Annotated in this window: 23 protein-coding genes; 11 read left to right on the forward strand and 12 right to left on the reverse strand. The window is 40.7% G+C overall.

Annotated elements, in window-relative coordinates:
* Both IAE20_RS02020 and IAE20_RS02025 read left to right on the forward strand, forming a co-directional pair.
* The gene (locus IAE20_RS02020) at nucleotides 1–933 is read left to right on the forward strand and encodes an RluA family pseudouridine synthase (protein WP_200481556.1); all 933 of its coding nucleotides are present in this window, start codon (nucleotides 1–3) and stop codon (nucleotides 931–933) included.
* Nucleotides 930–1595, forward strand: a complete 666-nt coding sequence (locus tag IAE20_RS02025; protein WP_200481555.1) for an HAD-IA family hydrolase — start codon at nucleotides 930–932, stop codon at nucleotides 1593–1595. Before IAE20_RS02020 ends, IAE20_RS02025 begins: the two co-directional genes overlap by 4 nt.
* Before the next feature lie 56 nt (nucleotides 1596–1651).
* Here the strand turns inward: IAE20_RS02025 and IAE20_RS02030 are convergent, their stop codons facing one another.
* Both IAE20_RS02030 and IAE20_RS02035 read right to left on the reverse strand, forming a co-directional pair.
* On the reverse strand, nucleotides 1652–2326 hold the full coding sequence (locus IAE20_RS02030) for a DUF1345 domain-containing protein (protein WP_200459254.1): 675 nt from the start codon (nucleotides 2324–2326) through the stop codon (nucleotides 1652–1654).
* Between the two features lie 113 nt (nucleotides 2327–2439).
* The gene (locus tag IAE20_RS02035; protein ID WP_200481554.1) at nucleotides 2440–3324 is read right to left on the reverse strand and encodes a LysR substrate-binding domain-containing protein; all 885 of its coding nucleotides are present in this window, start codon (nucleotides 3322–3324) and stop codon (nucleotides 2440–2442) included.
* Between the two features lie 354 nt (nucleotides 3325–3678).
* Between IAE20_RS02035 and IAE20_RS02040 the strand changes: the two genes are divergently transcribed.
* Both IAE20_RS02040 and IAE20_RS02045 read left to right on the forward strand, forming a co-directional pair.
* Nucleotides 3679–4623 carry a cation diffusion facilitator family transporter gene (locus IAE20_RS02040; RefSeq protein ID WP_200481553.1) on the forward strand — a complete coding sequence of 315 codons (945 nt, stop codon included), beginning with the start codon at nucleotides 3679–3681 and terminating at the stop codon, nucleotides 4621–4623.
* A gap of 85 nt (nucleotides 4624–4708) precedes the next feature.
* Nucleotides 4709–5764: an MBL fold metallo-hydrolase gene (locus tag IAE20_RS02045; RefSeq protein WP_200481552.1), complete on the forward strand. Its 1056-nt coding sequence runs from the start codon at nucleotides 4709–4711 to the stop codon at nucleotides 5762–5764.
* 361 nt (nucleotides 5765–6125) lie between these two features.
* Here the strand turns inward: IAE20_RS02045 and IAE20_RS02050 are convergent, their stop codons facing one another.
* Both IAE20_RS02050 and IAE20_RS02055 read right to left on the reverse strand, forming a co-directional pair.
* A complete protein-coding gene (locus IAE20_RS02050) occupies nucleotides 6126–7646 on the reverse strand; it encodes a catalase (protein WP_200459258.1) in 1521 nt (506 codons plus the stop codon).
* A 297-nt stretch (nucleotides 7647–7943) separates the two neighbouring features.
* Nucleotides 7944–8570, reverse strand: a complete 627-nt coding sequence (locus IAE20_RS02055) for a TetR/AcrR family transcriptional regulator (protein ID WP_200481551.1) — start codon at nucleotides 8568–8570, stop codon at nucleotides 7944–7946.
* Nucleotides 8571–8639: 69 nt separating this feature from the next.
* Here IAE20_RS02055 and IAE20_RS02060 point away from each other — a divergent pair, with 69 nt between their 5' ends.
* Nucleotides 8640–10304, forward strand: a complete 1665-nt coding sequence (locus tag IAE20_RS02060) for an acyl-CoA dehydrogenase family protein (RefSeq protein WP_200481550.1) — start codon at nucleotides 8640–8642, stop codon at nucleotides 10302–10304.
* Between the two features lie 67 nt (nucleotides 10305–10371).
* Here IAE20_RS02060 and ptsP read toward each other — a convergent pair whose 3' ends face one another.
* On the reverse strand, nucleotides 10372–12663 hold the full coding sequence (gene ptsP / locus IAE20_RS02065) for a phosphoenolpyruvate--protein phosphotransferase (RefSeq protein WP_200459261.1): 2292 nt from the start codon (nucleotides 12661–12663) through the stop codon (nucleotides 10372–10374).
* 69 nt (nucleotides 12664–12732) lie between these two features.
* Nucleotides 12733–13233: an RNA pyrophosphohydrolase gene (locus IAE20_RS02070; protein ID WP_200459262.1), complete on the reverse strand. Its 501-nt coding sequence runs from the start codon at nucleotides 13231–13233 to the stop codon at nucleotides 12733–12735.
* Between the two features lie 183 nt (nucleotides 13234–13416).
* Here IAE20_RS02070 and IAE20_RS02075 point away from each other — a divergent pair, with 183 nt between their 5' ends.
* Nucleotides 13417–14067 (forward strand): HAD family hydrolase, encoded by a 651-nt coding sequence (locus IAE20_RS02075; RefSeq protein WP_200481549.1) that lies wholly within the window; start codon nucleotides 13417–13419, stop codon nucleotides 14065–14067.
* Between the two features lie 235 nt (nucleotides 14068–14302).
* On the opposite strand, the gene ovoA is transcribed toward IAE20_RS02075, so the two are convergent.
* Together ovoA and IAE20_RS02085 are read right to left on the reverse strand one after the other, a co-directional pair.
* Nucleotides 14303–16444 (reverse strand): 5-histidylcysteine sulfoxide synthase, encoded by a 2142-nt coding sequence (gene ovoA, locus IAE20_RS02080; protein WP_227610833.1) that lies wholly within the window; start codon nucleotides 16442–16444, stop codon nucleotides 14303–14305.
* Nucleotides 16445–16679: 235 nt separating this feature from the next.
* Nucleotides 16680–17555 carry a LysR family transcriptional regulator gene (locus IAE20_RS02085; RefSeq protein ID WP_200481547.1) on the reverse strand — a complete coding sequence of 292 codons (876 nt, stop codon included), beginning with the start codon at nucleotides 17553–17555 and terminating at the stop codon, nucleotides 16680–16682.
* Nucleotides 17556–17784: 229 nt separating this feature from the next.
* Between IAE20_RS02085 and leuC the strand changes: the two genes are divergently transcribed.
* The 4 genes from leuC (at nucleotide 17785) to leuB (ending at nucleotide 21694) form a co-directional block, all read left to right on the forward strand.
* Entirely contained in the window at nucleotides 17785–19218 is a 1434-nt protein-coding gene (leuC, locus tag IAE20_RS02090) for a 3-isopropylmalate dehydratase large subunit (RefSeq protein WP_200481546.1), read from the forward strand.
* A 12-nt stretch (nucleotides 19219–19230) separates the two neighbouring features.
* Entirely contained in the window at nucleotides 19231–19881 is a 651-nt protein-coding gene (leuD, locus tag IAE20_RS02095) for a 3-isopropylmalate dehydratase small subunit (RefSeq protein WP_200481545.1), read from the forward strand.
* Between the two features lie 110 nt (nucleotides 19882–19991).
* The gene (locus IAE20_RS02100; RefSeq protein ID WP_200481544.1) at nucleotides 19992–20567 is read left to right on the forward strand and encodes a hypothetical protein; all 576 of its coding nucleotides are present in this window, start codon (nucleotides 19992–19994) and stop codon (nucleotides 20565–20567) included.
* 47 nt (nucleotides 20568–20614) lie between these two features.
* A complete protein-coding gene (gene leuB / locus IAE20_RS02105; protein WP_200481543.1) occupies nucleotides 20615–21694 on the forward strand; it encodes a 3-isopropylmalate dehydrogenase in 1080 nt (359 codons plus the stop codon).
* Nucleotides 21695–21783: 89 nt separating this feature from the next.
* On the opposite strand, the gene IAE20_RS02110 is transcribed toward leuB, so the two are convergent.
* The gene (locus tag IAE20_RS02110) at nucleotides 21784–22182 is read right to left on the reverse strand and encodes a hypothetical protein (protein ID WP_200481542.1); all 399 of its coding nucleotides are present in this window, start codon (nucleotides 22180–22182) and stop codon (nucleotides 21784–21786) included.
* A 183-nt stretch (nucleotides 22183–22365) separates the two neighbouring features.
* The gene (gene infA, locus IAE20_RS02115) at nucleotides 22366–22587 is read right to left on the reverse strand and encodes a translation initiation factor IF-1 (RefSeq protein WP_004718087.1); all 222 of its coding nucleotides are present in this window, start codon (nucleotides 22585–22587) and stop codon (nucleotides 22366–22368) included.
* 227 nt (nucleotides 22588–22814) lie between these two features.
* Between infA and IAE20_RS02120 the strand changes: the two genes are divergently transcribed.
* Nucleotides 22815–23828, forward strand: coding sequence for an AraC family transcriptional regulator (locus IAE20_RS02120; protein ID WP_200459271.1), 1014 nt, complete (start codon nucleotides 22815–22817; stop codon nucleotides 23826–23828).
* Nucleotides 23829–23968: 140 nt separating this feature from the next.
* Here IAE20_RS02120 and truA read toward each other — a convergent pair whose 3' ends face one another.
* Both truA and IAE20_RS02130 read right to left on the reverse strand, forming a co-directional pair.
* On the reverse strand, nucleotides 23969–24775 hold the full coding sequence (gene truA, locus IAE20_RS02125; protein ID WP_200481541.1) for a tRNA pseudouridine(38-40) synthase TruA: 807 nt from the start codon (nucleotides 24773–24775) through the stop codon (nucleotides 23969–23971).
* Nucleotides 24776–24791: 16 nt separating this feature from the next.
* A complete protein-coding gene (locus IAE20_RS02130) occupies nucleotides 24792–25757 on the reverse strand; it encodes an asparaginase domain-containing protein (RefSeq protein WP_200481540.1) in 966 nt (321 codons plus the stop codon).
* Nucleotides 25758–25770: the final 13 nt, after the last annotated feature.

Consider the following 25770-nt stretch of genomic DNA (forward strand, 5'->3'; position numbering starts at 1 on the left):
ATGAATTCTACACAGCAATGGCAAAGTGTCACTTGGTTTGACGTGGACGAGCATCAAGCAGGGCAGCGCATTGATAATTTTTTATTTAGTCGTTTAAAAGGTGTACCTAAAAGTCGGATTTATCGGCTGATTCGTGAGGGTCAGGTACGAGTCAATAAAAAACGGATTAAAGCAGAAAGTAAACTCAATATTGGTGATCAGATTCGTGTCGCTCCTATTCGTTATGAACAAAAAGACGAAACTGCTGCACCTGTAAGTGATCAAGTTGCAAAAAGTCTACTAAAGCGTGTGATCTACGAAGATGAAGGTTTGTTGGTAGTAAATAAACCAGCAGGTATTGCGGTACATGGCGGCAGTGGAATGACGTATGGTTTGATTGAGGCGTTGCGCGCTGCGACAGGTAAAAAATATTTGGAACTGATTCATCGCATTGACCGAGATACTTCCGGTTTGGTTATGATCAGCAAAAAACGCAGCACCTTAAAGCATCTTCAGGATTTATTACGCGAACATAAAATTTGTAAGACTTACGCTGCTTTGGTTAAGGGGCAGGTGAGTCTGGATAAGCAGTTAATTGATGCGCCATTATTACGTTATGAACTGGCGAATGGCGAGCGTCGTGTCCGTGTTTCCAAAGATGGCAAGCCGAGTAAAACTGAATGGGTGATTGCAGAACGCTTTAAGGAAGCAACTTTGGTTTATGCTTCACCGTTGTCTGGACGGACGCATCAGATTCGGGTACATGGTTTAAGTATTGGCCATCCTTTGGTGGGAGATGACAAATATGGTCATCAAACTGTTTATACAGGACCAGAAGCCCGGCGCTTATGTTTACATGCTATGCGTTTGGAAATACCGGGTTATCCTGTAATAGAAGCACCACTTCCTGAGGATATTCAAAGCGTTGTAGCACAATTGAGAGCGCAAAAATGAATCGACCTGAACTGATTATATTTGACTGGGATGGCACGCTATTTAATTCAGTGGGACAGATTGTTGAAAGTCTTAAATTTGCCGCCTCAAAATACGAACAGCCTTTAACTGATGAAGCTGCACAAAGTATCATTGGCTTGGGCTTGCCTGAGGTAATGCAAACTTTGTTTCCGCAAGTTCCACATTTGCAACAGGATATTTTGGTGAGCTATGGCAAGCATTATGTGGAAAATTCCAGACATGATGCATGGTTTGATGGCGTGGCTGAACTTTTGCAAGATTTAAAAGCTCAAGGCATGAAATTGGCAGTAGCGACAGGTAAAAGTCGTCGCGGGCTGGATCGGGTGCTTACCCAGACGCAAAGTCACGCAATATTTGATATTACCCGTGCTGCAAGTGAAACCATGTCAAAACCCCATCCTTTAATGCTTGAGGAAATTTTAGAGTTTACGGGTGTGAATGTTCAAAATGCCGTTATGGTAGGGGATAGTAGCTATGATCTTGAAATGGCAATGAATATTAAGATGCCAAGAATTGGTGTGAGCTATGGAGTACATGATATTGAAATACTCAAAAAATATCAGCCTCTTACCATCGTCCATGACATTACTAGTTTGCATCGTTATTTGCATCAAATGATTCAAATACAAACAGAAGCATGACACCTAAAAGCCAAGTTTATATCGCATTGATTTTAGAGAGCGTACAGCCTTCTCTTTTAACCAGATATAAAACTTGCTGCGATATTAATACAAATTGCCAAGATCGTGGTGTTAAACCCAAATGCCAACATCGCATGAAAAATACTTAAGAGCCGCATATGTTGTGAAGTAATTGAAACATCTGCGGTTTGTGCTGAAGTACCTATGATATAACTGAAATAAATAAAATCTGGATACATGGGATCCTGTGTCTTTGGGAAATCCAGACCATCATCTTTTCCATAAGAACGAGCCATATAAAAATCATGGGCATAGTGCAATGCAAAGGCGGTATGCATAAATAGCCATGCTGAAATAATAGTTAATAACGCTAAACCTAAATGCCAGTATTGAAAATGAGTGTTTTTCGTGATGGAAGAAAGTTGCATCACAATGGCGATGAGACACATCAGGAGCGCCAAAATGACCAGCAACATAATGACCCATTTACTTTCATCCTGTTTTTTTGCTTGAGTTTGCATGGCTGAATGATCGGCTTGCCACATCATCTTTTTCACATGGATGAGATATATTCCTACAGAAATATTCCAGCTCAACAGAATAATTGTTGACCAGTGCCAAAAAGTGGTAAAGGTCAAGACGATGCAGATGACGATGCCAATCAATAGAGCAATAAAAAACTGGGGACGATTATAGATACCACTTTTGAGCCGATGTAAAAAGAACAGCATGATCAGGTTTCTCCTGAAGTATCATAATGTTAGTGGTTAGAATTAAAATCACCGATCAATGAGCTATGGAATCAGCATTTAAGATAGTCGTTATGATTTACTTTAATCAGGATTTATTCATAACAAAATACTTTTGATAGTCGTTGTATAAATTTTTTTGTATTCATTGAATCTTGCTGTGTATTAAAATTTACAAAAAGTGATAAATCTGGCAAATCAATGGCTAATGCTCGCACGACCAGATCAGGCGCTAACATGGTTTTTGCATAGAAAGGTAAAATCGTACACCAATTATCATGTTCCATTTCATTGATATTAAGCAGCAGATGATCCATTTTATGGAGCTGTAAGGTTAAATGATGTTGTTGTATCAATTTTAAAATGAGCGCATGTAACGCGGGAAAATCCTCTTCGTTTGGCAATAGAAAATCAACGTAGCCCAACATGTGCAAGGGAATAACAGGCTGCTGTGCGAGTGGATGAGTTTCAGGAATCACAAAAATTAAAGCTTCATCAACTATTTTTTGACTTTGAATGTGGTCTGCATTTAGGTTTTGATAGGTAAAGGCAACATCGAGCTCGTTATTTTTTAATGCTGTAATTTGTTGGCATTCATTCAGATGAGTTAATTCAACGATCAATTCAGGGTTTTGAATGCGTAATTGTGGAAGTACGTGTGGAAAAATATTAATCTCTGCTGTCGGCACGAACCCAATTCGTAGGCGTTGTTGTTTTGCTTTCGCAATTTGCCTTGCGATTGCTACAGCTTTATCCGCTTGAACCAATATTAAACGCGCCTGTTCTAAAAACGCAGCACCTTCTTCAGTCAGTTCAACTTTACGTTTCGTTCGATTTAATAATTTGACCCCTACATCTACTTCTAAATCTTTAATTTGTTGGCTTAAAGAGGGTTGGGCCGTGTAAAGTTTGAGCGCAGCTTTACTAAAATTTAATTCTTCTGCAACAGTGACAAAATAACGAAGATGCCTTAACTCCATAAATGAGTCCACAAAATATTAAAAATAGCTTTGAAACCCAGTATAAAACATAAATAAGTCAGGCAGGAAGTTCGGTTGAGTCGTTAAATTATAAATGGCGGGATCTACAAGCTGGATTATTTTAAAATGAAGGGGTTAATATATAATTATTTATATATATCAATATTTTGTATTAATTTTATCTAGTTTAATTTTTTTATTTAGATTCATTCATAAAACCCAACGTATAACTACGCGGAAAGTTGCGGCAAAGAAAGCTCATAAAACAACAAATGACAACATGAAAATTCTTTGTAAATAAATCGATTATCGCTATAACAACTAGTTAATGAAAAATAAAAATAGGGTTTTGATATGGCAGAATCAAATAAAATTGTGGTTTATGCTGCATTATTTGGCAATCTGATGATTGCTTTGGTTAAGTTTATCGCTGCCTATATCACCAATAGTTCTGCCATGCTCAGTGAAGCGGTGCATTCTGTGGTGGACACACTCAATGAAATTTTGCTGCTACATGGTTTAAAGCAATCGCAAAAACCTGCCAATTTTCGACATCCTTTTGGATATGGACGTGAGCTTTATTTTTGGGCTTTTATTGTATCTTTGCTGGTTTTTGCATTGGGTTCAATTGTTTCAATTTATCAGGGAATACAACATATACGCCAGCCTGAAGAAATGGTTTCGCCCATGATTAATTATATTGTGCTGGCAATTGCGATCGTTTGTGAAGGCATTTCATGGCGTGTAGCGCTTAAGAGTTTTCGTAAAGAAAAAGGTTCGCTGGGATATTTTGAGGCATTTCGACGTAGTAAAGATCCCACGACATTCACGGTCTTGTTTGAAGACTCCGCTGCATTGATTGGATTGTTCATTGCATTGGTCGGAATTACAGCAGCACATTATCTGGATATGCCAATATTGGATGGAGTTGCTTCAATTTTGATCGGTGTTGTGTTGGCGATTTCTGCATTTTTATTGGCGCGTGAGACTAAAGGATTATTAACAGGTGAAACTGCTAATCCTGAACTGCGTGAAAATTTATTATCGATTGCACAACAAGATGTCGCTGTATTTTCGGCAAATGGTGTATTGACTGAACAAATGGGCGCGCATCAGGTAATTGCATCTTTAAGTCTTGAATTTAAAGATAATTTAACTTCAGACGATATTGAAATCTGTGTCAATCGTATTGAAACTCAAGCCAGACAAATTCATCCTGAAATCGTCGCTTTATTTATTAAGCCTCAATCCAGACAGGTCTGGTTGCAACGAATGAAAGGTCGGTTACAAGAGAAATAAATTGAGGAGTAGCATAATTTGATTTAATCGTTAAGATGGATAAACACCCTGCCCCTAAACTATTGCTGCATAACCGAATTGCCCTATGAAAGAGAAGCCGACATTAACATATCAATTGCCGACTCAATCCTGCTGGACACACACATGGAGTAAACCGCCATTTCGTTATGCAGATTCCGAACATGCCAGTGCGAGTCGCTTTCAAAATCAGATCAAACGTTCTGGTACAAATGGATCAAAAGAACTATTACGATGGTTAGCCACTCGTGAGTCGTTTACATGGCAAGTCGATATTCAGCAGGAATATGAAAACCGAATCAATACTCCGATCGCATTGCCTAAAAATCGCCCAGATGCAGATATGGATGATTGGCAAGTCTGGTTTGTTGGACATGCAACAGTACTCATTCAAATCGGGCCATTTAATTTTTTGACCGATCCAGTCTGGTGTGAATATGCGAGTCCACAGCAGGGACGTGGCCCACGGCGTGTTTGTCCAGCGGGTATTGCGCTGGAACAGTTACCCACGATTCATGGCGTATTACTCAGTCATAATCATTATGACCATATGGATCTGGCAACATTACACTGGTTACACCAAAAATTTGAGATGCCTATTTATACGGGTTTAGGCAATAGCTACTATCTTCATAAAGACTTTCATGTGATTGAAATGGATTGGTGGCAGATGATTCCATTCCATGATGAAGTCACAATTGCTTATACACCTGCACAACATCGTTCTGGACGTGGCTTGCGTGATCAAAATAAAGCGCTTTGGGGTGGTTTTTCACTGGTTACCCGTAATGGTCATTGTTTTTTTGCCGGTGATACAGGCTATTCGCCACATTTCAAAGAAATTCATGAACGATTTGGCGATGCAAGAATCGCATTATTACCTATCGGTGCTTATGAGCCGCGTAATTTGATGCAGTATGCGCACATGAATCCGCAAGATGCTTTACATGCGCATTTAGATTTGCAGGCACATCGTTCTATGGCGATTCATTATCGAACCTTTCAATTGACAGATGAAAGTCGTGATGAGCCAGAACACGAGTTGAGCCACTTGCTTAAAACGTCATCCAAGTTTGTCAATCCGTTTTATTGCATTAAAGAAGGGCATAAGTTAACTGTTTAATCTGCTGCTATTAAGAGATAAAAACTATTATCGCAGTCTGTTCCTCCGAAAATGGAGAGATAAACGCAGTTGAATTAAAAAAGCCACACTCTGGATTGTTATGCGAACATTCTAAATATTTATATAGTAGAAATTTGAATATTTTCGCATGAGCAATTTCCACTTTTATACTCAAATAACGTAAGCACAAAGATCTGTAGAAAGCGTGCGCCCATACTGAATGATTCTTATTGATACTGAGTTTTTTTGAAAATAGCAAAAGACAAAATTAAACAGGGCGACATTCCTGTCGCCCTTAAACTCATGATCAGTGAAGTTCATGAATAACAAACTTTTAAAATTTGGGTTTGCAACTCAAATTCTATAATAATCCTGGATTGCCTTGTGCAGGATCAGTTGCACGTGCAGCCTGTGCATCCGCAACGGTTTTGCCCAATGCTTTTGCTACACCTTCGCCATAAGCAGGATCACAGGCATAACAGTTACGAATATGACGATATTGAATAAAGTCTAATGCGCCACCCACATTTCGTGCAGTATTATCAAATAAAGCCTGTTTTTGTTCAACGTTCATTAAATTGAACAAGGCTCGTGGTTGGCTGAAATAATCGCTATCATCTTTACGATAATCCCAGAAATCCGCATCGCCATTAATCTTTAATGGAGGTTCGCGGTATTGAGGTTGTTCTTGCCATTGATGGAAACTGTTTGGTTCATAGTGTGGAAGACCGCCATAGTTTCCATCCATACGGCCCTGACCATCACGACGGTTACTGTGAACTGGGCAACGTGGTGCGTTGACTGGAACCTGAATATGGTTGACCCCAACACGATAACGATGAGCATCTGCATAGTTCACTAAACGTGCCTGCAACATACGGTCAGGTGAATAGCTAATACCTGGTACTAGATTGCTAGGAGCAAAAGTTGCTTGTTCTACATCCTGGAAATAATTTTCAGGATTACGATTGAGCTCAAATTCACCCACATCAATGAGTGGATAGTCGCCATGCGGCCAGACTTTGGTGAGGTCAAACGGATGGTATGGAACTTTTTCTGCATCAGTTTCAGGCATGATTTGAATGCATAATTTCCATTTTGGGAAATCACCACGTTCAATAGCATTAAACAAATCTGATTGACTGCTTTCACGATCTTTACCAATTAACGCCTCCGCTTCAGCATCCGTTAGATTTTTAATGCCTTGTTGGGTGCGGAAGTGGAATTTGACCCAGAAACGTTCATTATTGGCGTTAATAAAGCTATAAGTGTGGCTTCCAAAACCATGCATATGACGATAACCATCGGGGATACCGCGGTCAGACATCACAATCGTGACCTGATGTAAAGCTTCTGGCAATAATGTCCAGAAATCCCAGTTATAGGTTGGGTTACGTAAGTTAGTTTTTGGATCACGTTTAACGGCTTTGTTTAGATCTGGGAATTGACGCGGATCACGGAAGAAGAACACAGGCGTATTGTTCCCGACCATATCCCAGTTGCCTTCTTCGGTATAAAACTTCAGCGCAAAACCACGAATATCGCGTTCTGCATCGGCTGCACCACGCTCACCTGCAACAGTTGAGAAACGTGCAAACATTTCCGTTTTCTTGCCAATTTCGCTAAAGATCTTAGCGCGAGTATATTGAGTAATATCATGAGTTACGGTAAATGTACCAAATGCGCCAGAACCTTTGGCATGCATACGGCGTTCTGGAATAACTTCACGGGCAAAATTAGCTAGTTTTTCATTGAGCCATAAATCTTGGGTTAAAAGAGGGCCTCGAGCACCTGCCGTCATACTATTCTGATTATCTACAACAGGTGCCCCTGCATCAGTAGTAAGGTGGGTGACTGGACACTTTAATTTATCGTCACTCATTTTAATTCTCCGTCGAACACAGTTTAGTGATTAAAATTGTAGTAATGTCATGGGTATAGCAACACTATATAACTAACATCCCTGACCCTGAATGACATTGGATATTTTGTAAAAAATAGTCGAATCAGAGACTCCTATTGTCTATGTTTTTCAACATATAATGACGGTATTGCAATCTCATGAACCGACGCAAAGCAAACTTTTCAGATCGGAAAAATTGATCTATGGCTTCAACATACGCAAAATTTATTAAAATGTAAAAACGATTAAATTTGTTTTTGTAATAGATATAAGCGATTAATGTCTAATGTTTTGTATATACCCCGAAATTCCCATTTGGATATCCCGCTCGAGTTGCTCCCAATTTGGACGATGAGAAGAAATCATCAGTGTTTGGGAAATAAAACCATAACTTATACGGTGAATATTCAGTGCAAGCCATTCAATATCTATAAGCATATGATCGGGATAGTGTTTTAAGACATCAGCCCAAGATTGCACATGCTGTAAATAATGTTTTTGATAAATGTCCACATTTGAAATTTGTCGTTCTAATAAAAACAATTTCTGCCAAAGACGGCTTTGTTCAATAATGGGAGCAATCTGTAAATGGATAAGAGTATAAATATAAGTTTTAAGATCTGTACTTTGTTTAAGGGCAGTTTCCGCAGCTTGTTGTAAGGAGTGCGCATTGCGTTGTACGTAATGGTGGATAGTTAATGCGAGTAAATCTTCTTTTTGACTGAAATATTCATAAAAAGTACCTAAACCAACACCAGCAAGATCTGTAATTTCCCGAATGGTAATCTCTGTGGCTTCTTTTTCCAATAAAAGCTGAACAAAGCTATCCATTAGAGCATCCTGAGTAAATCTAGCCCTTGATTGCTTGGGTTTTCTACGCACTTTAATACTGGTTATTTTCATAAATTAAACCCGAACACCTTGCGGCTGATTTTTTCTTATACTGGTATAAACATGAGAAAGGATAAAGCGATGAACGCATGGATCACGCATCAGATTGAAAACCAGTTTGATGAACTACACAATTATAATTTATATCGAACAGATCCAATTTTACAAGAAATCTTAACGCGCTATGGGAGTCAGGATCAGGCGCTACTTTCAGATTTTGGCGAACAGCTTGGTACGTCAGAGGCCTATACACTTGCCGATCAGGCCAATCGACATACCCCAGAATTACATGTTTTTGATGCACGTGGCCGTCGAATCGATTATCTAGAGTTTCATCCTGCATGGCATACATGGATGAAGTTAAATCGTCAAAATAGCGTACATGCTCATCCATTTATCGCCACCACGTCGAAAACCTCATGGGTCGATTGGGCAGCACGATTTTATCTGAGCGGGCAAGTTGAATGTGGAAATCTATGTCCAAATGCGATGACTTTAGGGAGCATTCCTTTATTACAGCGTGAACCTAAATTATGGAAACAGTTGGGAGAAAAGCTGTTATCTACGCACTATGATGAACGTGATGTGCCAATTTCACAAAAATTATCCATGTGGATGGGAATGGGCATGACCGAGAAACAGGGAGGATCAGATGTTCGTGCCAATCAAACCTTAGCAAGGCCGATTACAACATCAGGTCGGGGACAGGAATACTTACTTACAGGGCACAAATGGTTTTTTTCAGCCCCCATGTCGGATGCACATTTGGTGGTGGCACAAACACCTGAAGATGGAATAGGGTGTTTCTATGTTCCCCGCTGGTTAGACGATGGCACCAAGAACAGAGTAAATGTTCAGCGTCTTAAAGACAAAGTGGGAAACCGAAGTAATTCAAGTAGTGAAGTTGAATTCCATGATGCTTGGGGCATTATGATCGGTGAGGAGGGGCGTGGTATTCCTACCATCATTGAAATGGCGGCTTATACCCGTTTAACCTGTGTTGTGGGAAGTTCTGCTATTTTACGGCAGGCTCTAGTGCAATGTATTTCTTATACGCGTCAACGTAGGGCATTTGGTAAGGTATTAGCTGATCAGCCTTTAATGCAGGCGGTTTTGACTGATCTGGCACTTGAAAGCGAAGCAGCATTACAATTGAGCATGTATTTGGCTGCGTCTTATCAACAACAGAATGAGTTATCTCAGGCTTGGACGCGAATTATGACTCCAGCGGCAAAATTCTGGATTTGTAAACGCGCCGTTGAGTTGACGGGCGAGACAATGGAAGTGTTTGGCGGCAATGGTTATGTCGAAACCGGGATTATGGCAAGATTATTTAAGGAAGCACCTGTTAATTCAATTTGGGAAGGTTCTGGTAATGTTATGTGTCTGGATGTATTGCGGGCGATTCAACGTCATCCAGAATCGGTTCAGCGTTTATTTGAATCTTTTTATGCAGTGACATCACAGGAGCAAAAACTCCAAAACGAAGTCAATGAATTATGGGGTTACTTAAAACAGCCACCCGAACAATTACAATTTATGGCACGTAGTTTTGTCAGTCGTTTAGTGATTTTAGCTCAAGCCGTGTTATTGAAACTTTATGCACCCCATACGGTTGCAGAAACTTTTATCGAGTCACGTTACAGTGCGTTTCATGGACGTGTGACAGGATTAATTTACGTGCCAGAGACAGGCTCAGAAGTCGGGATAGTACAGCAAATTTTGGAGCGAAGTTTACCTATTTAAGCTAGCCAAGGATCAAGAAAAAGGAGATCAGGCTCTTTTTCTTGATCCTATAATAGTCGGAGAATGACTACACCGATAATCGGTTGGATTTGACCATATCACCCAAGCCATGCGTTTTAAAATAATATTCCATCCAGCTTTTGACGATAAGAGGATTATTCATTTTAACAACTTCGCTTAGTAATTTTTCTGCATCACTCATTGGCACGTGACAAATTGCTTTACGTACCCGCAAAATATTACTTGAACTCATGGATAATGTGTTGAAACCCATTGCCATCAATAAAATTGCTGAAAAAGGATCCCCAGCCATTTCACCGCAAATACTGACAGGCTTTTCATATTTATGGCATTCCTTGACCAGACGTTGCAAGGCGCGTAATACCGATGGGTGAAAATGTGAATAAACGCTAGAAACACGGGGATTATTACGGTCAACTGCCAGTAGATATTGAATTAGGTCATTTGAACCGACTGAGAAAAAGTCGACCAATTCTGAAAACTCATCAATTTGTAATAGCACGCTTGGGACTTCAACCATAATGCCAATTTTGGGTTTGGTGATTTTAACCTGTTCTTCTTCCTGTACTGCGATCCAGTCACGTTCCAATAAATATAGAACTTCTTCAACTTCGCTTACGCTAGTGACCATGGGTAGTAAAATATGTAGATTATTTAGACCAATGCTCGCTTTTAGCATCGCGCGAACCTGAGTCGAAAAAATTTCTGGGTGATCCAGAGTAAAGCGTAAACCACGCCACCCAAGTGCAGAGTTTTCTTCTTCAATACTAAAGTAAGGTAAATCTTTATCTGCACCAATATCCAGTGTTCGCATGGTAACAGGCTTATTTGCAAAGTGACTTAACTGCTGACGATACATGGCACGTTGCTCTTCTTCACCCGGGAAGCGATCACGTAACATAAACGGAATTTCACTGCGGTATAAGCCCACCCCTTTTGCGCCACGTTGTACGCCACGCACGACATCAATCATTAAGCCTGTATTGACATATAAACGTACCGCTACGCCATCTGGTGTAATGGCATCACGGGTTTCATACTGTTTTAAATCTTTGGCAATCTGCTCTTCTTCTTTTTGAATCTCTTTATAACGCTGACGCATGCGGCGTGGGGGATTAATGAAAACACGACCTTGATACGCATCGACAATCATCTCAGCATCATCAAGCGTGTTAATAGGTAATTCGGTAACACCAACGACAGTAGGAATCCCCAATGCACGTGCAACAATCACCATATGGGAATTGGCGGCACCTTCTGTGGTGACAATAGCCGCAATATTGTCAACAGGTAATTCAACCAGAGCCGCAGTGCTGATTTCTTCACCAATAATAATACTGTCTGGACTGATTTCACGATGACTGGAATCGGCTTCTTGTAAAGAAGCCAGAATACGGCGCCCCAAATCTTTTAAATCTGAAACACGTTCACGTAAATAATCGTCTTCCATTTGAGCGAATAAATTAATGTGTTTGTCAATAACACGACGTACAGCACCTTGCGCCCAGTTACCTGCACGAATCAGTTCCTTGATCTCGGCTGGTAAAGCATTTTCATCCAACATCCGTAAAAATACGCTAAACAATGCGCGTTCTTCCGACATTAGCGAGTCTTGCATTTTTTCATCGAGTGACTGAATTTCAGTGCGTACGGAAACAATGGCTTGATCAAGTAGTTGCAATTCATCACTGATGTCGTCTGCTTCACGGTCAGGAACTGCTGCTAAATCTGCAGGAGGATACAGCACAATGGCACGACCTAATGCAATCCCTCCAGCGCCAGAAACGCCCTGAAAGGTTTTATACACAGCCCCTGAGCTTGGCTTGCGAAATACATCAATATTGCCTACAGCATGGGCATGGGCAATCACGCCTGAAAGCTGGGCGCACAACGTGACCAAAAAGGATTCAGCAGCTTCACTAAAATCCTGTGGTTCTTTATTCTGAACGACCAATACGCCCATTACTTTACGGCGATACATGACAGGTACGCCCAAAAAGGAATGGTAAATTTCTTCCCCTGTTTCTGGTAAATAGGCAAAACGTTCATGCTTAGAGGCATTTTCAAGGTTAACGATTTCTTCGCGCTGTCCCACCAGACCGACTAGACCTTCACCAACATGAAGAGATACATTGCCCACCGAATCGGGATTTAACCCTTTAGAGGCCATAAGTAGATAACGCTGATTCCGTTCATCCAGTAAGTAGATAGAACAGACATCAACTTTCATCGCATCGGCGACCTGATTAACCATAATATCCAATGAATCATGCAAACTCACCGACGCATTGATCTCCTGAACAATCCGTCTTAAGGTGTCGAGTTGCATGTTTGACATGAATGTATGCTCCAAAAAGTGAATCGCGCTTAGTGATGTTATAACAGCACTCAGTCAAAAAATCACTTGCTAAAGAAGTGATTTTTCAACCAATGGTTGTTGTGGCAATAGCATGCATAATTCCATCATGGCTCGGCGATAAACATCACGTTTGAAGTTCACTACCTGACCCAGTGGATACCAATAGCTGACCCATTGCCATTCATCAAATTCGGCAGGGTCAGACAGGTTTAACTGAATGTTACCCGCCGGTGCGGTCAACTTCAGTAAAAACCATTTTTGTTTTTGTCCGATACATACGGGATCTGAGTCCGGGCGAATGTATCGATGCGGCAAACGATAACGCAACCAGCCTTTGGTTTGCGCAATAATCTGGACATGTTCGGGCAATAAGCCGACCTCTTCTCTCAGCTCACGGTAAAGTGCCTGTTCAGGGGTTTCTCCAAACTGGATTCCTCCTTGTGGAAATTGCCATGCATTGTGACCAATGCGTTTTGCCCATAAAACTTGTCCGTCATCATTTGCCAAAATGATCCCGACGTTGGGTCGGAAACCTTCAGAGTCGATCATTTGGCTACCTAAATTTTATCAATATCGTTGACTTTGAAATCGGGGGCGGTCACTCTTGAGGCCCAGCTCGAAAAGATCAAAGTAAAATGCATTAAAATTGCTATGATCTTAACGAATTTCTATCGACTAGCGGAGATAGATTTACATTTTTTTTCTTAAATTTCAGTTTTAACGAGAATTTTCATGAAATTGGCTTTGTTTGATCTTGATCACACCTTACTAAATACAGATTCTGACCATTCTTGGGGAGAGTTTTTGGTCAACGAAGGTTTGGTCGATCCCGTACATCATCGCCAGATGAATGATAAATTTTATGAAGATTATAAAGCTGGGCAACTTGATCCCTATGCTTACAACGAATTTGTTTTTGAGTTTTTGACTCAGCATGATCATGCTTATTTAATCGAACTACATCAGCTATTTATGAAAAACGTGATTCGTCCGCAAATGCGTCCCCAAGGTTTTGCCGCCATTGAATATCATAAAAAACTGGGTCATGAAATTGTGGGGATTACTGCTACCAGTGATTTTATTACCGCCCCGATTTTTCGTGAATTTGGTATTACTGAAATCATTGCGACCAATGCTGAAGTGGTAGAGGGGGCTTATACCGGAAAAGTCGCAGGACTGGCTTGTTATCAGCAGGGAAAATTAGTCCGTTTGGAGCAATGGTTGGATGGCCGTCAAGTTAATGAATCTTGGGCTTATTCAGATTCAATCAATGATCGTTTCTTACTGGAATATGCAAGCCATGCGATTGCAGTGAATCCAGATGACCGTTTAGAAAAACTGGCACAAGAGAAAGGTTGGGAAATTCAGGACTGGTCGATTTAAGTTTTTAAAGCTTGAGATGGGTTTAATTTAGAGTTTGAAAAACCAAAATATCTCCAAAATAATTAGATTTGAAAGAATCGCTTTATGTGCTTATGGTCTGTTTACTTTTTAAAGATGAAAAGTCACAAAAGTCTGTTGTTGGATTGGAGGTGCATCCCTGTAACCCCAATCCAACGAGACGACATCTATGTCGCCTGTTAGGTTGGCATCTATTGATTGGGCATTTTGTTTCTGATTAATTTATACGTTTCCAAAATGTAACTTCCGATAACGTATGCTGGAATTTATGTCCAGTTTCCCGAATCACGAAAGGTACTTTCTGCGGAGGTGTAATTAATCGAAAATGCTTTTCTAGCAAGGCATGTAAACCATCCAGTGTAGTGAAGTTTTCACCATCTTTTTTAAAGCCTCCAATCCATTCTTCACGTGGTGTATGTTCTTCTAGCCATGTATAAGGTGAAGCCAGCATCAGAACCCCTCCCATATTTAACCGTTCATGAATCTGGTTTAAAAACTGGCTGGGGCTATATAAACGGTCAATGAGGTTGGATGCGAAAATAAAATCATAGTCTGTAAAATGACTTTTGAGATTACAGGCATCACCTTGATAAAACTCAACTTTATTGTCGATGACTTCTAAACCTAGATCCCGTAAGGCACAGGATTTATAATCAACTAATTCACCTTCTGTGGTTAGGGTGTAACGTAACGTTTCACCTTGAGCTAACTGTACGCCGTGTTGAATGAAACGTGCTGAAAAATCGATACCTGTTACGTGTTCAAAATGTTGAGCGAGTTCAAATGTCGCCCGACCTAAGGCACAGCCAATATCGAGTGCTTTGGTTTTCGGTTGATTACCCAAAGTTTGTAAAGCTAGCTCAACCAGTGCTTTGGAAAAATTTTTGACTCCAAAATATTCATCGCCGTAATGAAATTCGGCGTATTGTGAGAGAAGTTGATCTGTCTCGTAATGAGAGCTTGGAATGTTGGCTGGTTGCTCAGAGACCACGTAGCGAAATCCTGCATGTTGAAAAAAATGGCGACGAAACGCATATCGGGAAGAGTACAGGCTTTCATTGCCAGCAGATATCCATGAACCTCCCTTAATTAGATTGTGTCGTCCATCAAAGGTTGGTGTAGTAAAATCATCGTAAATTGGGTGGACATCAAAACCCTCAAAAGGATAAATAGGGGTTTCTGTCCATTGCCAGACATTACCACGCACGTCATAAAAATCACCTTGTTGAAATTGGTGAACTGGGCAGGAGGATGCGCCATAATCCAGATGCAGATTGGCATCCGCAGGAAAATCGTTGAGTTCTTTTAACCCTGCGACCTCATATAAACGATACCATTCATCTTCAGTCGGTAAACGAACACTTAAACCCGTCTGTGTCGCTTTCCACATACAAAATGCTTTAGCTTCATGGTAATTGACCTCAACGGGCCAGTCCCAGCGCATAGGAACTTCTTCGGTCATCAATCGTAAAAACCAGCCTTCTTTTTTCTTGATCCAGAAAGTTGGATGGGAAGCTTTGGTAAATTCTAACCATGCTTGGCCTTCTTCCAGCCAATATTCAGATGTTTTATAGCCACCAGCTTCTACAAAAGTCAAAAACTCCTGATTACTGACCAGATACTGCGATGCCTCAAACGTATGAATTGTAGTTTCATGAGTGCCATATTCATTGTCCCAGCCATAATAGGGATGATTTTTTTGTTTATTCAGCAACACCTGACCAGTTGGTACTTTAATTAACGCATTTTCGGGGGCATTGTGGCTTTGAGTATGGGGTTGCCAAAGTGGATGTGGTTTTACCAAATTCAGATCATGCTGGCGAATGAGTACAGACGATGTTTCTAAATGAATACGTTCATGTTCAATCCCCATGATAATGGCCCACCACGGATTGTCCCAGTCTATCGGCATGTTAAGAGGTGCATGTTCAATTAAATCTAAAATAAGGATACGAACTTTATCTCGATAAGCTTTAACTTGCTGCGATGTTGGCCATTCGTAATGAGTGTCATCCAGATCATCCCAACTCATTTCATCGACACCGACCGCAAACATGGATTCCATTTTTTGGTCTACACGTTGTTCAATCATTCGGGTCAACAATAATTTATTAATAAAAAAAGTTGCAGTATGACCGTAATAAAAAATCAATGGATGACGTAAGGAAATCGGTTTTTTATAAAAGGCCTCCTCACTGGCCAAACATTCAAATAAGCTTTCATATGTGTCAAACGTATTTAAGAAATAGTCACGCAAAATACGTCGCATACTGGTGCTATCATGATCACGCAAATTAGGTGTCCGAAGCAGTTTTGCAGTATTTAAAGTAGGATGGGTTTGATCGGCATGAGAGGGCATAATGTCCTCATTATTCTTTTGTTCGTGGCTTATTTTTGAAGTTTCAGTGAGCATGCTTACACTCCATGTGGGACGAAATTTATAAAAAAGCCATGAGTCAGCCTTTGCATGAATGCTGATTTATTATTCTTCATTTGGAATAAATCATGGGGTGTTTACCAACTTACTCCTATTTGTGCTTTGGTTTTTTATATTTAGGTAAAAAGGAGTAGCAACTTATTTACAAAATGATAGCTCACAGGATGTCAGTTTGATGCTGCATTAGCTCGATCAAAGCTTGCGCTGCTTTGGACTGACTACGCGACGGATGCCAGACCATGCCCAATTGACGATGCAATTCCATATTAAGATCAAGTTGCTGTAAATCCTGATTTAACAGCGTTTTAGGTAAAACTGACCAACCCAGCCCGATTGAAACCAGCATTCGAATTGATTCAAGTGGATTATTACTCATGGTTGTTTTGGGCTTAAGCCCCTTTTTTTCAAATTCTGCCAACGTGATTTGACTAGTATACGTTTGAGCAGCAGGCAATAAGCTTGGATAATTAAGCAGACTTTCCAGCGATAAATGCTGCTGTTGTGCCAAAGGATGAAAAGGCGCTGCAACAAATACCAATGGATCTGTCCAGACATTCATATATCTAAGTCTTTCATCGCCCTGTGGTGGAAGCGTTAGAAAAGCCAGTTCCAGATCACCAGCCAACACTTGTTCATGAGCTTGCTCAGAGTCAACAAAATGGACATCCAGTTTTACCTGAGGAAATTGCTGCACATATTGCTTTAAATAATGGGGCAAATGATGTAATCCAATATGATGACTGGTACCAATTTTTAAACGTCCTTGTACCTGATCATGTTCATGACTGAGAGTATAATGAATGTCACCGAGCTCATTGAGCCAGTTCTTAACCCTGGGTAACAGAGAATGTGCTGCATGAGTGGGTTGTACGCCGCGGCCTGCAGATTCAAAAAGTTTGACTCCGAAATATTCTTCCAGACTATGAATGCGTTTAGTAACAGCGGGCTGCGTAATAAATAATTGCTCAGCAGCCAGAGAAATTGAACCTGTTTCCATCACTTTTACAAAGGCTTCAAAGGCGGCAAGATTCATGTAGTGCTACTCATAACTGTTTTTTATATCAAATCTATTATTCAAAAGAATGGTGAATAAATCAAAGTTTATTCATGGATCACGGGCAGAGAGGAGAATAAAATAAAATATTCCAAAAAGTTTTTTAATTTATAAAAATGATAAATTAGTTTTATGTAAAACATTCGCTATAATCAGGATAAGTTTAGAATTACCCAGTCCAATGGCAAGCACGGTGGAGAGCGACGACATGGCAGGCAATACCCAAGGCGCAAAAACTTTATATGACAAATTGTGGGATGACCATTTGGTCTCACAGCGTGATGATGGTTCAAGCTTAATTTATATTGACCGTCATTTATTACATGAAGTAACCAGTCCGCAAGCTTTTGAAGGTCTACAACTTGCAGGTCGCAAGCCTTGGCGTTTAAGTGCAAATATTGCAACACCTGACCATAATGTTCCAACCTCAAAAAAAGAACGTGAACAAGGGATTGCGGGTATTGAAGATGATACTTCACGTATTCAGGTACAAACGCTTGATGATAACTGTAAAACCTTTGATATCGTTGAATTTGGTATTAATGATATTCGTCAGGGTATTGCACATGTCGTGGGGCCTGAGCAGGGTTTAACTTTACCGGGAATGACGGTAGTTTGCGGTGACTCGCATACTGCAACACATGGTGCATTTGGTTGCTTGGCGCACGGGATTGGAACATCAGAAGTTGAACATGTATTGGCAACCCAGTGCCTTGTTCAAAAGAAAATGAAAAACATGTTAGTTCGTGTTGATGGTACTTTAGGTAAAGGCGTAACCTCTAAAGATGTCGTCTTGGCGATTATTGGAAAAATTGGGACAGCGGGTGGTACAGGCCACGCCATCGAATTCGGTGGTCAGGTATTCCGTGATATGTCGATCGAAGGCCGTATGACTGTCTGCAATATGGCCATTGAAGCGGGCGCGCGCGTGGGCATGGTTGCTGTGGATGACAAAACCATTGAATATGTGAAAAACCGTCCGTATGCGCCTAACGGTGAACAATGGGATCAAGCTGTTGCTTACTGGAAGACTTTACATTCTGATGAAAATGCACAGTTTGATACTGTCGTGGTATTGCAGGGTGAAGAGATCGAACCGCAAGTGTCTTGGGGAACTTCACCTGAAATGGTGATTCCAGTGTCTCAGGCAGTACCCACTTTGGAACAAGCTAAAGATGACGTACAGCGTAATGACTGGACACGTGCTTATCAATACATGGGTTTAACTGCGGGTCAAGCATTGGAAGATATCCAGTTAGATCGAGTATTTATTGGTTCATGCACCAACTCGCGAATTGAAGATATCCGTGCTGCTGCTGAGGTGGTAAAGGGCCGTAAAGTTGCTTCAAGCATTAAGCAGGCGATGATTGTACCGGGTTCAGGTTTAGTGAAACAACAAGCAGAGCAAGAAGGTTTAGACCAAGTCTTCCTAGAAGCAGGTTTTGAATGGCGTGAGCCGGGTTGTTCCATGTGTTTGGCTATGAATGCAGATAAATTACAGCCGGGTGAACATTGTGCCTCCACTTCAAACCGTAACTTTGAAGGCCGTCAGGGCAATGGTGGGCGTACTCACTTAGTCAGTCCTGCAATGGCAGCAGCTGCAGCGATAGCGGGTCATTTTGTTGATGTTCGTTCATTCTAAGGGAGCCGGATCATGAAAAAATACACTGTAGAACAAGGTATTGTTGCACCTTTAGATCGTGCCAATGTCGATACCGACTTAATCATTCCTAAACAGTTTTTAAAATCGATTAAACGTACAGGTTTTGGCGATAACTTATTTGATGAGTTACGTTATTTGGATGAAGGTTATTTGGGGCAGGATATTAGTAAACGTCCTAAAAATCCTGATTTCGTTTTGAATCAACCCCGTTATCAGAGTTCAACCATTTTATTGGCGCGGACTAATTTCGGTTGTGGTTCAAGCCGGGAACATGCACCGTGGGCATTAAATGAATATGGTTTCCGTACGGTGATTGCACCAAGCTACGCGGATATCTTTTTTAACAACTCGTTTAAAAATGGCATGTTGCCTGTAATTTTGCCAGAAGACATCGTCGATCAGTTATTTAAAGAATGTGTGGCAACGGAAGGTTATCAACTTACAGTTGATCTAGATGCGCAAGAAGTCCGTACTCCATCAGGGCAAGCATTTAAGTTTGAAATTGATTCATTCCGTAAACATTGTTTATTGAATGGTTTGGATGATATTGGTTTAACTTTGCAAAATGCCGATGCGATACGTGAATTTGAGGCGCAAGCCAAGCAGTCACGTCCTTGGGTATTTCAGGAATTAAAGCAATAAATACAGGCGGTAGATTTTAAAGATAGCAATAGCATAGATGCTCAACTCTTGTTACCATGCAGGCTTAAAGACGTTGAAAACTTTACTGTAAATAAGGTTGGGCTCTGACAATGAAGAGGACATTTCGCCATAGTGTAATGCTTGGAATATGCTCAGTCGTACTGAGTGCATGTCAAAGCACTCACACCGTTGTCGATACTTTGCGTATTAAACAGGCGGAGACAGGAACGACTCGAGCCAATGCCTCTATCTATTGCGCCGGAGTAAAACATTGCGAGTTTGAACGTATAAATACAACGCCGATTATGGATGCAAATACCCATCGAGTAAGCTCAGATAGCCTTAAACAGGGAATTGTGCGTTTACAGGGTTCTGTTTTTAGCCAACATAATGCCATGTATTTGTCTGTACCAGCCGATCAATATGAATTGGTGATTCGTTTTTATCCCATTTCGCCAGATCGCGCTGAAACTTTCCATGTGATTCACCAATTTAAACCGAATCAGCACTATACCTTTAAAATGTACCGTGATCGCTCCAAACATACGGGTGGAAGCTTGCTTAATGTTTCTGCACCAGAGCCTTTATGTGTCGCGATGCAAGAAGGACAGCGTATCATTCGCCGTTTTTGTCGTCCTTTTGACGCAGCGACAGGTTTGGGTGAGTTTGTAGAACAAAAGGTTTAATGAACCATCAGCGCATTGGCTGATACAGTGAGAAATGGAAAACAGAGATGTCTAAACAAATTTTAGTTTTAGCGGGAGATGGCATTGGCCCAGAAATCGTGGCTGCCGCTGAAAAAGTATTAACCTCAGTCAATCAAAAGTTTAATTTGGGTTTAAGCTGGGAACATGGCTTACTTGGTGGTGCTGCGATTGATGCGCATGGCGAACCATACCCGGCGGTCACGTCTGAACAAGCTAAAAAAGCGGATGCTATTTTACTAGGCGCTGTGGGTGGCCCAAAATGGGATACTATCGAACGTGCCATTCGTCCAGAACGCGGCTTACTTAAAATTCGTAGTGAATTGAATTTGTTTGCCAATCTTCGCCCCGCTATTCTTTACCCTCAACTTGCGGATGCTTCAAGTTTAAAACCGGAAATTGTTGCAGGTTTGGATATCTTGATTGTTCGTGAATTAACAGGCGGTATTTATTTTGGTCAGCCGCGTGGTATTCGTGAACTGGAGAATGGCGAAAAACAAGGCTATAACACTGACGTTTATAGCGAATCTGAAATTAAACGTATCGCCAAAGTCGCTTTTGAAATGGCAGGACTACGTGGTGGCAAAGTTTGTTCAGTCGATAAAGCCAATGTTCTGGAAGTGACTGAGTTATGGAAGCAAACCGTGACTGACTTACAACAGGCGAATTATCCAGACATTCAGCTTTCACATATGTACGTGGATAACGCAGCTATGCAATTGGTACGTGCGCCGAAGCAATTTGATGTAATTGTCACGGGGAACTTGTTTGGTGATATTTTATCAGATGAAGCTGCAATGTTGACAGGTTCAATCGGGATGTTGCCATCTGCCTCACTGGATGAAAATGGCAAAGGTATGTATGAACCTTGCCACGGTTCTGCACCAGATATTGCTGGAAAAAATATTGCCAATCCATTGGCGACCATTCTTTCTGTTGCGATGATGTTACGTTATACCTTCCGTGAAGAAGCTGCGGCAAAAGCGATTGAAGATGCTGTTGGTAATGTGTTAGATCAAGGATTACGTACTGCGGATATCTTGTCTGACGGCATGACCAAAGTCGGAACTTCAGAAATGGGTGACGCTGTGGTTAAGGCACTCGCTTAATTTTTAAATTCGGTGATTTAGATTTAAAAAACGCAGCTTGACTGCGTTTTTTTATGATCTTTGGTTTAAATTTGAATTAAGAATCTGCCTTAACAGGCTTTCCCTTGATATTGAATAGATTCAGCAATTTGATGATTTAAATTAAAGATAATTTTGCAATTAAAATTAACATCGTAAGAATTGGCTGAATAATTACCCAATTGTAGAGGTATAGCATTTCCACCAATGTCGACATTACTGACAATAGGGGTGGGAATATTCATAGGGCGCAAAATAGTATAAGTAAGTTGCTTCTCGGTGATGCTAGGCTGATCTAGTACCTGATAACCTAATGATTTGAGATCGAGGTTTTGTTGAATTTGCTGTGCCGACTGGCCAATAAACTGTTGTAAATAATCCTGTAAATTTACTTTGGATGAGGTTGACGTAACACATCCCTGAATGGCCAATAGAACACACGATAAGATATAAAATTTGTAATTCATCATTAAAGTCCTTTTTTTATTTATAGCATGATTAAAAGTCAAAATTTTATCGGAGTCGAGAGGATTGCTGTAAAGTTAATGTCGAGAGGATTGCTGTAAAGTTAATAAAGTATGTGTTATTTGCAATGTTTGAATATAAAAAAAGCCACATATAAAAAGTGGCTTTTTGGCATGCGCTAAATGAAATTAGCGTGCGCGATAAGTAATACGACCTTTGGTTAAATCGTAAGGGGTCATTTCAACTTTAACGTTGTCGCCCGTTAAAATACGAATATAGTGTTTACGCATTTTACCAGAAATATGTGCAATTACTTCGTGACCGTTTTCTAAACGTACACGGAACATCGTATTAGGAAGCGTTTCGGTGACAACGCCTTCGAACTCGATGAGTTCCTCTTTATTGGCCATAGCCTACCTGATGATCAAATTGGAAAGGCGCAAATTGTAGTCAATTTTTTACCAAAAAACAAGACCAATGCCCCAATTTATGGAGTTTGTCAAAGTGGCAGATGGGTCAAATTCAACAAAAAAAATGTGTAAAAATGACCTGAATTGAGTTGTCACTTTGGTCAATCAGCGGTAATCTAAATTACGTTTTTAAGTATAAATGAAGAACATACAAGGAAGGATGCCACGTGGGTCAGCTAACAGATGCATCGGTTGTATTACGATTTGGCTATCAAGCGATTCGTCGTGCGGGATTGCCAACCGAAGAAATTTTAACAAAAGCAGGTGTGGCCTTAAATCAGGTCGATAATAATACCCGTACCCCTTTGAATGCCCAATATGCGTTCTGGATTGCAGCAGAAGAGGTGAGTAAAGACCCCGACATTGGTTTACATCTGGGCGAGCACTTACCCTTGTATCGTGGTCAGGTGATTGAGCATTTATTTATTAGTAGTGAAACATTTGGCGAAGGGCTAAAACGTGCTTTGGCTTATCAGCGGCTCATTAGCGATGCTTTACATGCGCGTTTAGTGGTTGATGAAAATGGTTGTTATCTTACCAATGGTGAACAAGCTTTTTCTGACAATATAGTCAATCGTCATTTTTCAGAATGTGCATTGTCTGGGATTTTACGTTTTTTTAAATTTATTACAGAAGGTGCATTTAAACCTATATTTATTGATTTTGATTTTAATAATGGTGCACCAGAGGACGAATATCTACGCGTTTATGGTTGTCCAGTGAGTTTAGGTCAAAAAGAAACACGCTTATATTTTGATGCGGATATTCTAGATTACCCACTTTGGCAAGCAGAACCAGAACTATTACAACTACATGAGCAGCTGGCGATTGAAAAGCTTCAAGAACTAGCACGTTATGACCTAGTCGGTGAAGTACGCCGCGCGATTGGTTCAACACTGGAAAGTGGTGAAACCACGCTTGAAACTGTCGCAGCACAATTACATATTACTCCGCGGCGTTTAAGAACGCAGTTGAGTGAAGCTAATACCAGTTTTCAGCAAATTTTGTCTGATTATCGCTGCCGTCTGGCTAAAAAATTATTGGCCAATACCAGTGAAAGCGTTGAACGCATTGTTTATCTGACTGGATTTTCTGAGCCTAGTACTTTTTATCGAGCATTTAAGCGCTGGACCAATGAAACTCCAGTAGAATATAGAAAGCGTAAACAACGTTCTTCCTAAACAAAAGCATCCTTTAAGGATGCTTTTTAAATTTTGGTTTGATGAAATAATGCTAAGAAGCTTTGAATGGATAATCAAATTGAACCGAGCAAAGTGTAGAACTTTTAGAGTGAATGTTAATCTTTTCTTGGCTTAACACATTAAGCAAATGCGTCAGACAGATTGAGCCAATGTGGTCCAAGCGGAGGCTGGGGCAGTTCAAATTGGTCAGGATAATAGGCCTGAACAAAATATAAGCCGTGTGCAGGTGCTGTAATACCTGCGGCCTTACGATCTTGTGCTGCAAACATGGTATCAATATGATCTATGCCATAAAGTCCCTGTCCAATCTCAAGCAGACAACCCATGATATTACGCACCATATGGTGTAAAAAACCATCAGCTTGAATATCAAGTACCAAATAACGACCATGTTCAATTAATTGGCAATGACTGACATGACGTACGGGCTGATTCGATTGGCATGCGGCCGCCCTAAAACTTTCAAAATTGTGCGTACCCTCAAATTTGGCTGCTGCCAACTTCATTTTTTCGATGTCCAGCGGCTGATAAATATGCGTTACCTGTTTATAAAGTAATGCTGGACGATATGCGGTGTTATAGACCACGTAACGATAGCGACGCGCAATCGCTTTAAAACGCGCATGAAAATCAGTATCCATTTCCTTGATCCACTGGATCGAAATGTCTTTGGGAAGCTGGCTATTTGCACCCATCATCCAGCCACGTTCGGGACGTATAGCACGAGTATCAAAATGTGCAACCATATTGGTGGCATGTACACCAGCATCAGTACGTCCGGCACCGTGCAAAATAATAGGCTCATCGGCAATAGTACTCAGTACACGTTCTAGTGCCTCTTGTACACTTGGAACGCCCGCTTGCTGCGTTTGCCAGCCCCGATAACGAATACCGCAAAATTCAATACCGATTGCAAAACGCTGCATATTTAGACCTCAAGGATTAAGACAGTGCCCAGTGTTGCTCACGCAATTCTGGTGAGTCGAATTGTAAATAAAGTTGTAATGCTTTGGCATATAAATCAGCATGACTATGCGTATTATTGATCAATATTTTAGCTGTGTGTATCCATTCGCTGACTGCATAACGTTGATCGATCTGACCAAAACAGACCTGTGTTGTTAAAATAGTTAAGCAACCTACCTGTCTAAGCTGTTGTAAGAGCGCAATTATATCTTCATCAACTGCCAGGTTACCGGTTCCAAAACCTTGGAGAATTAAAAAATGAGGGGGGAGCGGTAGTAAATTTTGTAATTGTTGCTTGAAGGCATCTAAACCGATTGGCTGTGCCATCACATTTAAAATAGATAAATCCTCACTACGTAATAAATCTTCATCATTTATCAAATAAGATGGCACTACAGTCCTACAATCGTGATTTGCCAAGATTCCTGTAAATGCATCCAGCTCAGTTGTATGTGTTTTTAAAACAGTTTGTGCATGAAAGATCTGGTGATGAAAAGCAAGATAACTACCAGCAGGTAATTTTACGACTTGATCAAGCGCATAATACAAGTTGTCCAGTGCATCAGTAAATTCACGTGTATCTGTACCTGTTTTATTGAGAAGGGGATACTGGCTTCCTGTAACGACCAAATGACCAGATTGACCTAAAAAACGTGCCAAGGTTGCGGCAGCATAACTGAGCGTGTCAGTTCCGTGAATCACGACGAAATGAATATAGCCTTGTAACTGTAAAGCTTGTATTTGTTGGATTAAAACCAGCCAATCTGCAGCACTACAGGCACTACTGTCTTTAATAACAGGCGCAGAGAAACAATCTACATTGAATTCTAAAGGGATAGTCCGTTGTAATTGAGTTTTGAATTGGGCATAAGGCATGGGTGCGAGAGGTTCACCTACACAACCAAATGTGCCGCCCATATATATTAATGCTATTTTGTTCATAATAAAAAAGCAG

Origin of the sequence: Acinetobacter sp. S54 (assembly GCF_016624945.1) — a bacterium.
GTDB lineage: Bacteria > Pseudomonadota > Gammaproteobacteria > Pseudomonadales > Moraxellaceae > Acinetobacter.

Bases quoted from the DNA above. Each gene is read 5' to 3' on its own strand.
- IAE20_RS02020 (WP_200481556.1), top strand. From the start codon at position 1: ATGAATTCTACACAGCAATGGCAAAGTGTCACTTGGTTTGACGTGGAC.
- IAE20_RS02025 (WP_200481555.1), top strand. From the start codon at position 930: ATGAATCGACCTGAACTGATTATATTTGACTGGGATGGCACGCTATTT.
- IAE20_RS02030 (WP_200459254.1), bottom strand. From the start codon at position 2,326: ATGCTGTTCTTTTTACATCGGCTCAAAAGTGGTATCTATAATCGTCCC.
- IAE20_RS02035 (WP_200481554.1), bottom strand. From the start codon at position 3,324: ATGGAGTTAAGGCATCTTCGTTATTTTGTCACTGTTGCAGAAGAATTA.
- IAE20_RS02040 (WP_200481553.1), top strand. From the start codon at position 3,679: ATGGCAGAATCAAATAAAATTGTGGTTTATGCTGCATTATTTGGCAAT.
- IAE20_RS02045 (WP_200481552.1), top strand. From the start codon at position 4,709: ATGAAAGAGAAGCCGACATTAACATATCAATTGCCGACTCAATCCTGC.
- IAE20_RS02050 (WP_200459258.1), bottom strand. From the start codon at position 7,646: ATGAGTGACGATAAATTAAAGTGTCCAGTCACCCACCTTACTACTGAT.
- IAE20_RS02055 (WP_200481551.1), bottom strand. From the start codon at position 8,570: ATGAAAATAACCAGTATTAAAGTGCGTAGAAAACCCAAGCAATCAAGG.
- IAE20_RS02060 (WP_200481550.1), top strand. From the start codon at position 8,640: ATGAACGCATGGATCACGCATCAGATTGAAAACCAGTTTGATGAACTA.
- ptsP (WP_200459261.1), bottom strand. From the start codon at position 12,663: ATGTCAAACATGCAACTCGACACCTTAAGACGGATTGTTCAGGAGATC.
- IAE20_RS02070 (WP_200459262.1), bottom strand. From the start codon at position 13,233: ATGATCGACTCTGAAGGTTTCCGACCCAACGTCGGGATCATTTTGGCA.
- IAE20_RS02075 (WP_200481549.1), top strand. From the start codon at position 13,417: ATGAAATTGGCTTTGTTTGATCTTGATCACACCTTACTAAATACAGAT.
- ovoA (WP_227610833.1), bottom strand. From the start codon at position 16,444: ATGCCCTCTCATGCCGATCAAACCCATCCTACTTTAAATACTGCAAAA.
- IAE20_RS02085 (WP_200481547.1), bottom strand. From the start codon at position 17,555: ATGAATCTTGCCGCCTTTGAAGCCTTTGTAAAAGTGATGGAAACAGGT.
- leuC (WP_200481546.1), top strand. From the start codon at position 17,785: ATGGCAGGCAATACCCAAGGCGCAAAAACTTTATATGACAAATTGTGG.
- leuD (WP_200481545.1), top strand. From the start codon at position 19,231: ATGAAAAAATACACTGTAGAACAAGGTATTGTTGCACCTTTAGATCGT.
- IAE20_RS02100 (WP_200481544.1), top strand. From the start codon at position 19,992: ATGAAGAGGACATTTCGCCATAGTGTAATGCTTGGAATATGCTCAGTC.
- leuB (WP_200481543.1), top strand. From the start codon at position 20,615: ATGTCTAAACAAATTTTAGTTTTAGCGGGAGATGGCATTGGCCCAGAA.
- IAE20_RS02110 (WP_200481542.1), bottom strand. From the start codon at position 22,182: ATGATGAATTACAAATTTTATATCTTATCGTGTGTTCTATTGGCCATT.
- infA (WP_004718087.1), bottom strand. From the start codon at position 22,587: ATGGCCAATAAAGAGGAACTCATCGAGTTCGAAGGCGTTGTCACCGAA.
- truA (WP_200481541.1), bottom strand. From the start codon at position 24,775: ATGCAGCGTTTTGCAATCGGTATTGAATTTTGCGGTATTCGTTATCGG.
- IAE20_RS02130 (WP_200481540.1), bottom strand. From the start codon at position 25,757: ATGAACAAAATAGCATTAATATATATGGGCGGCACATTTGGTTGTGTA.